This window comes from Rhizobium sp. LjRoot258, assembly GCF_964254185.1.
In the GTDB taxonomy this organism is placed as follows: domain Bacteria; phylum Pseudomonadota; class Alphaproteobacteria; order Rhizobiales; family Rhizobiaceae; genus Rhizobium.
Window position 1 is genome coordinate 924,665 of sequence record NZ_CAXUST020000003.1, and the last position, 6,974, is coordinate 931,638.

At 58.3% G+C, this 6,974-nt stretch carries 4 protein-coding genes and 3 pseudogenes; 3 read left to right on the forward strand and 4 right to left on the reverse strand.

Annotation, left to right across the window (positions count from 1 at the left end):
• Positions 1-18 precede the first annotated feature (18 nt).
• Positions 19-918 (forward strand): helix-turn-helix domain-containing protein, encoded by a 900-nt coding sequence (locus ACSQ9D_RS32890; protein ID WP_436285929.1) that lies wholly within the window; start codon positions 19-21, stop codon positions 916-918.
• 232 nt (positions 919-1,150) lie between these two features.
• Here ACSQ9D_RS32890 and ACSQ9D_RS32895 read toward each other — a convergent pair.
• Together ACSQ9D_RS32895 and ACSQ9D_RS32900 are read right to left on the reverse strand one after the other, a co-directional pair.
• Positions 1,151-1,270, reverse strand: a pseudogene (locus tag ACSQ9D_RS32895) (agmatinase); the annotation flags it as partial.
• A 340-nt stretch (positions 1,271-1,610) separates the two neighbouring features.
• The gene (locus ACSQ9D_RS32900) at positions 1,611-1,925 is read right to left on the reverse strand and encodes a hypothetical protein (protein ID WP_436285930.1); all 315 of its coding nucleotides are present in this window, start codon (positions 1,923-1,925) and stop codon (positions 1,611-1,613) included.
• A 630-nt stretch (positions 1,926-2,555) separates the two neighbouring features.
• Between ACSQ9D_RS32900 and ACSQ9D_RS32905 the strand changes: the two genes are divergently transcribed.
• Positions 2,556-3,473 carry a recombinase family protein gene (locus ACSQ9D_RS32905; protein ID WP_436285931.1) on the forward strand — a complete coding sequence of 306 codons (918 nt, stop codon included), beginning with the start codon at positions 2,556-2,558 and terminating at the stop codon, positions 3,471-3,473.
• A gap of 1,010 nt (positions 3,474-4,483) precedes the next feature.
• Here ACSQ9D_RS32905 and ACSQ9D_RS32910 read toward each other — a convergent pair.
• Positions 4,484-4,723 (reverse strand): hypothetical protein, encoded by a 240-nt coding sequence (locus ACSQ9D_RS32910; protein WP_436285932.1) that lies wholly within the window; start codon positions 4,721-4,723, stop codon positions 4,484-4,486.
• A gap of 462 nt (positions 4,724-5,185) precedes the next feature.
• A pseudogene (locus ACSQ9D_RS32915) lies at positions 5,186-5,384 on the reverse strand (hypothetical protein); the annotation flags it as partial.
• Positions 5,385-5,608: 224 nt separating this feature from the next.
• On the opposite strand from ACSQ9D_RS32915, the pseudogene ACSQ9D_RS32920 reads away from it, so the two are divergent.
• Positions 5,609-6,108, forward strand: a pseudogene (locus ACSQ9D_RS32920) (DUF4142 domain-containing protein).
• The last annotated feature ends 866 nt before the right edge of the window (positions 6,109-6,974 follow it).

The following is a 6,974-nucleotide window of genomic DNA, read 5'->3' on the forward strand; positions in this document are numbered from 1 at the left end:
AAACTCAAAAGGACGGCCATGCCTTCCGCCAACATGCAGACCAATCCTGCAACACAACCTCTGCCTCGAGCGCCCGAAGCCGTCGAGGCACGCATTTTCCACGGCGCGCTCGCGCACTCGGCATGGACCCTCCGCGGCACCCGCAATCGCGCCTTCGTCCTTGTTTCCGGCAGCGGACAGATACGGCTAGGCGCGCATGAAGTGCCGATCAACGGCCCTGCCATCGTCTGGGCTCCATCCGGAGAAACCGGCTTAATCACGTTCGACGCCGGCACGGAAGGCGCCTCGCTGGCCGTTCCAGACATCGTCCTTGGTTCCGCGATGCCGTCAGGCGCGGTCTTCGCGCAGGTTCGTGAAGCCATCTCGCGCCCGATCCTTGGGGCCCGCCTGAGCACCCAGGAAGCGCGGCGCCTTTCGGCAGCGCACAGCATCATTGAACAGGAATTGAAAGCAGACGCCCCTGGTGCGCAGGAAGTCATTCGCCATCACTTGGCACTCCTTCTCCTTGCAATATGGCGTCTCACCGGCCCTGTCGCCGAACGGCAGCAACCTTCGCCCCGCGCCATCGTTCGCGGCTTTGTGCATCTGGTCGAGCTGCATATCCGCGATCACTGGACGATCAACGACTACGCTAGCGCGCTTGGTGTCACCGCCGACCGTTTAAACAGTGCTATCCGCCGCGCGACGGGACGGACCCCGCTGGATCTGATCCATTCGCGGCTCATCTCAGAGGCGTCCACCATGCTTGATGGCTCGGGGCTGCAGATCGCTGCAGTCGCCGAAGCGCTCGGCTTCACCGATCCGGCATACTTCAGCCGCTTCTTTAAACGCCTTACCGGCGTCTCCCCGCGTGCGCATCGCGCAGGCGCCATCCTGAAAAAGCCGAGTGCAGAAACAAGCTACTCTGCCTGGCCCTAAGCCCCGTATCGCACCACAGAGTTGACAATAATACTTCACAAGCCCGACGCGTGTTGACATGTGCGCGACACCGCCCGGGCCTCCGCTTGCTTTGGCAAGTTGCAGCAGGTGGGCGCGCACGAGGCGCTAACAATTTCTGATTTCCTTAGCCATTGGCGGTCAGTGCCTTGATACAGGGGGTCACGGTGCCGACGCCATCGCGTTCGGCTTGGTCAACAATTTCCCGGGAGCAGCCGCTGCTGTCCTTGCCGGGATAGGTGCTGCCGAGACCGGCTCCAAAGATCACTGCACGGGGCATGCGGCCATCGGCGAGGCGATCGGGAAAGCCAAGAAAGGGAGGCGAGGCGGTCACTTCTTGATAGTCCTGATGATGGTTTAGCCGAAATTTCGGGGTTGGGGGTGCAGGCGGCTCACTGTCCGAACGGCCTGCCGGCTGAAAGCCGGACCGCTTCCCAGTAGTCGTCGGGACCTGGAACGCCACGGTTCATTGTTACGTTCAAGGTCGGGTTGGGTAACGATAGGCGCGCCTGTCGGGAATCTTCGCAGAACGCGTAAGATCTCTGGCGGTACGATGAGCGAAAACGGCCGCCGCGCCCGCGACGTTCTGCTAGGCCTGATGAAGACCTGCATGAAGCTCGGCATCTCGCATTCCGGCACTCCCCCAGCTCGTAGCAAGCCGGCGCTAAGTCAGATCATCGCTCGGCAAGGGTTATAACCGCGGATGTCTTCGTGGCGGCCGGTGCGTGCGCCTTGCGCAGAAAGCCCGGCGAGACATTCCAATGACGCCCGTCATGACCGATCACCGTTACAGATCGCTTGTTGTATCGGGTCAGCGTTCCTTCGATTGTCTGGCCTTGCTGGTCTTCGAACGCCACACGGTCGCCGATCGAGAAACTGAGCATGGTCTTATGCGCTCGCATCTGGTGAAGAAATCGCAGTCGCTCGACAATCCGATTGTTGAGATCGATCAATTCGCCTTCGCTCAGCTTATCGATGTCGATTGGCATGGGGTCCTCGCGCGTTCGAGATCACATCAGCCTAACGCCAGCCAACTTCAGCACTCAAGGCCGTGCGGTAACTATCACCATGGATTTGTTCTGCCCGGATATTTGCCCCGGCTGCCTATCGCGGAACGGTTTCGCTTCGACAACCATAATGCTTTGAAACTATGGTAAATAGTGCATTAACCAGAAGCAATATCCGGCATTACTTCCGCTACGCGTGCTTCGCCGTGTGATGGTCATTGATTAGATAATTCGAATCAGTGATTGGCATCTTTTCACTTGGATGGCCGGATTTCCAGGAAATCCGGGTCTTTCCCTCTATTGGTCGTCCAGGTTCACTTATCTCTCTGCCGCGCTACATCCGACCGATCTCCCGATCGGCTTTTTCAGCCGAAAAGTCCAAGAGTTCGAGGTCGTTAGGCCCCTCACCCCTCGAAACTCCCCTTTCTGCCCAATTTTGCCCACAGGAGCCCGCCAGCGCGCTTGGGTGTCTCTGGTGGTCCTGCGCTCAGCCGCGGCTCCCTTTTGCGCTGTACGGCCTCCCATTTCGATCGTAAAACACGCTTGCAAAGGAACCTTTCCTCATGCATTCCTTATCTGTACACAGTCCCTGAAACAGGCCGATAAAATTCCATGGCAAAAGCTTCGAGTGGCGGTGCCCCCGCCCTGTCCCGAAGACTGATCGGTTATGCTCGCGTTTCGACCGACGACCAGGTGCATGACGCTCAAGTGGACGCGCTTCGAGCTGCGGGCTGCGAGCGGATACATCAGGAACATGGTTCCGGCGCGTCGCGCGCAAGGCCGGTCCTGACTAAACTGCTGAAGGATCTTGCCGCCGGTGACGTGCTCGTCGTAGTCCGTCTGGACCGCTTGGCTCGCTCGGTCAGCCATTTGCTTGACGTCATCGAAGACCTCGAGAAGCGAGGCGTGCATTTCCGTTCGCTCCTCGATCCAATCGATACTTCTACGCCGCAGGGGATGTTTTCCTTGCAGGTGCTTGGCGCCGTCGCCCAGCTCGAGCGAGCGCTTATCGCCGAGCGAACCAAGTCCGGCATGAAGGCCGCCAAGGCGCGTGGCAAGCTTGCCGGCAATCCCGGCCTTCGGGAGCGAAGACCAGAAGCGGTCAGGGCGGTTTCTGCGGCGCGTAGGCAAGCCTATCTCGATGAGCTAATTTCGTCGGCGCAGACATGGCTGCCAATCGTGCGGCAGTTGCGGCCGCGGCATAGTTGGGACGATGTAGTGCGGATTCTCGATCGCCAAGGTCACGACTGGACGGTCGAACGGTTGCGTCGGGCCGTCCACCGAATGGTGGGAGAGAAGCTTGCGGAACCAGAACTGCTAGGCAGATCTCCTCGACGGCCACAAGAGGATTATCTCATGCGGCTGGTTGCCGGGATCGCGATCGCCGATCCTGAACTGTCAATTCGCGAGATTGCTGCCCAATTGGACCAGATGCGAGAGCGGCCCCCACGTGGGGGTCGGAAATGGCAGCCGTCCTCCGTCAGGGCATTGCTGGATGAGGCCCGCCGCTTCGGGCTCATCCGCCCCTGAGTACCAGGTGCATGAGGCGGCCGAGCTACCCTTCGCGTGAGCATTCCTTTCGTGGCGGTACACGGGATTCTACTGTGGGCTTGCCACGGCTTGCGCGGGCCAAACAGCGATGATCGATGCTGTGTCGGAGCCCGAGCGTTGTATCGGTACGCGGCTCTCCGGGCAAAGGCGTTTGGGAGGCAGTGGCACGGAACCGGTCGGTACCAGGAGCTCGCCATCGAGGTAGCGGCCTAAACGACCATCAAACCCGAGCCATATAGAGCAACAGCGCGCCGCCAATCAAAGTGACCATGTGCCATGGAAGCGTCAAAGGGGAAGCCTCAGGTTGAGCCATGTTCGTCCCCGCGACGGCGCCCGCAAAGCTTGAACCGCAGCCGCTTTTCACTCAGCGCCGTGCTGCCTCTTTCCGCAGCGACGGCTTCAATCACGCCTGCAGTGCGAGGGCGCCCGAGCGTGCCAACTCCCGGATCTCCAACTTACGGGCCTGGTAGCCGAGGGCGCGCCACCACAGATGACCATCGCCCTGCCCTCTACACTGGAAAACGAAGTTGCTGCCTGTGAACGGTGTCCGCGAAAATCCTCCAGCATCGACCGTGCCTAGGACGCGTCCTCATCTCGACGTGGACCAGACGCGCCGCCGACTCACTCGACCATCGGAGAACAAGCGAGTTGCCCTAGGAAGCCGCTGAGGGTGGTCGATTGGCCTAGTATCCGTCGAGTCACGCTGGTGTGTTCGATCGCCTCAAGACGACGAGCTTGCCATGACGTAGAACGGAAACCTACCTGCTGCGGGGTATCGTGTGGGTATTCAGAGCATTCTCTCGTCAGTTCTCAGTTGAGAACTTTGGTTGACGGGAGGGAAGATACCCAAGAACAGCAATCGCGAAGAGTCCGGCCGGCCCGTGAGAAAGGCCAATCTAAAAGCCTCTCCCTTCGACTCGGGTTCGAAAAGTTCTCAGCTGAGAACTTTCGCAACCAAGAGCGTGGAGCAGCAAGCGCCTGCAATGCTGTCATTCCGCAGGTGTCCATCGCGCGAGGCAGCGTTCTTCAAGGCGATGGGTTGCGTTCGACAGTGCTGTATATGCGCGTTGCACGAAGAATGACTGCTGGCAGCGCAGGAGAATTTCCCTGAAATCCGTCGATTCTCTGAAAACCTGGCGGAAGCACTCGAATGGAATTTCCAAGCCACTTCCTTTTACCTGTATGATGACCTCTGCAGGCATTTGTCCGCCCGCGGTGAGGGTGCTCACCTGAACCATTCCTTCCAACCCAACGACGCCACTTCCGCCCTGTTGCCCTCAGGCGATGCTAGAACGACGGAGGCGATACCGCTTTCGATCAGGAAGCAATGGTCCAGCGCGGATGCGGACTGTATAGCTTCGTGCCGCGGCTCAGCTCGATTCTTCTCGACGTGGTTCCGGAGCAATCCCTTTTCTTCCTGCGATAGCAGTGAAATAAGATAATTCACGGAGTGATCTATCGCCGACGAGACGCAATGCTCCTCGTAGACCGCCGTAAACGTCTCGATACGCGCTAATGCGATCTACCTTCGTTCATATCGGCTGGATCGCAGTTGATATCCCAATCCTCGAACGTCGCATCTTCAGAACCGGTCACAACGGTCGGTTTCGCGCTGGCGACGCCGGATACCTTCCTATCGGCCTGGGATTTGGCGAACTGGCCTTTCGCGTCCTTTTCAGGATTGCTCGTTGATCTCCCCGTTGCTTCAGCGCGTCAGACACGTTCTTCACCTCGCGGTCGCTGTTACTTTCGCCCTTGGCATCACAAGGAGCGTCCGGATCGTCCTTGGCGGGCAGGTAGCCGCGAGGTCTGTCTTCCTGCGGCCGTTCCCAGCGGGGCGACTGCTCCGTGGTTCCGGGTGTTCCATCTTTCTGGTGAATTCATTCCCATCGTGGTTCTCCTCTGTCGTCGAGATAACAAGCCAACGCGATGCGGGTTCCAGAGCCATAGCCGGTTCTCTAACCGTCAGACCGTCCAAGGGTTTAAACTGCGGGTGTTCAGCGCCCTCCCCTGATCTTCAGCGCCGCTTTCACTGCTCCGAGCAGCCATCGTCGCGCGGGGCCCGGCGAGCATTCCGGCGACGACTTGAAGACCTCCTTCGTTCCCACAGCCACGTGAGGATTGCCGCGGAAAAAAGCGGCGTGAACTCGCTTGTGGGCGTTGCGCCGAAAACCGAGGATTTCGCACTAGAAGCGCCAAGCAGCGATATCGGATGCAGCCAATCGGCAGTAGAGCGATCGCACGATGCCACGAAGGCCTTTGGTCAGCAGATCATCACCGATCACCAGAAAACTCTCACGAATTGAAGGGGTGCTCTTCAGCGGAAAGGCAAAAGCCACGGCTCCAACTGCAATGTCTGCTGCGCAGAAAAGCATGCTGGACAAGCTGGCGGACTGAAGGGTGATGCCTTTGTGAAGCAGTATCATTCAGATCAAGAAGAGGCTCATGAAGACGCCGTGGGTCTATTCAGCGCCATGGCGATGAATGGGGGAATGCCAACATAAAGGCTTTGGCGGCCAAGACGCGGCCCGCACTCGAACATCATCTGGAGATGGCAACGGAGCTGAATAGGGGATCAAGTCCATCGATCGGCTCCGAGGCCGTCATTCGGTAGTATGAGGAAATCGTTCCGCTGGTGCCGCATTTAGAAATACATCCGTGAAGGTGCAGACCGCTGGGCTTTTTGGAGAAGCCTATCACGCTGGAGAATGACCCTAGTTGGCTGTCCCTCCTCTCGCCGAATTCGTCGATTGCTGGCGGCAGCGCTGATTCAATAGCCGAGCCACAATCCCTTTCAAGCGCCATCGGAGTCCCATCCGGTCTCGAAGTCATGTCTGGCCGCGAATCGGCTAGGCCCGATCGAATTTGTCGCAACTCCATTCGACAACTTTCTTCCCTGCGCGCATACGCTCATTGCTCACCCACCAGCAAGGTTGTCTGTTGTCGCCTCCATCGCATTTCGTCTCCTTCGCATGCGCTTCGATCGTCCCCGGGCTTTTCTCTAACAATCGCGATCGGCGCGATGGAGCCGCCACATTCATTCGCAAATTTGCGGGTGGATTGTCATGTCGATCTTCGCAACTGTTACGAGGAGGAGGCAGATATCGGCGCCGATAGGATTTAGGCTGTACTGGCGAGAAGACACTTGCATACTCCTAGACAGCCTCCGGTTCGGTCGGAACGGTCGCGCAACGTGGACCGGTTTCTCGTGGGTATCGACGGACTCTGAAGGTGGTTCTGTCTTCCGACGGTTTGACAGCCGTGCAAACGGCGAAACTATCCAAAAAAATCAATTGGTTGATTCGCGTCTCGCGCACACTTCTTCGAATTTGAACAGATCGAGCCTGAATCGGGGCTGGCCGGTGGCGATTAAGGTTTTGTTAACTAAAAATTTCTTGCGGAAGCATGAGAATCGCATCTAAATCACGCTTGTGATCTAGATCGCTTGAGAAAAGCGTTATTCCGGGGAAATGGCAAGAA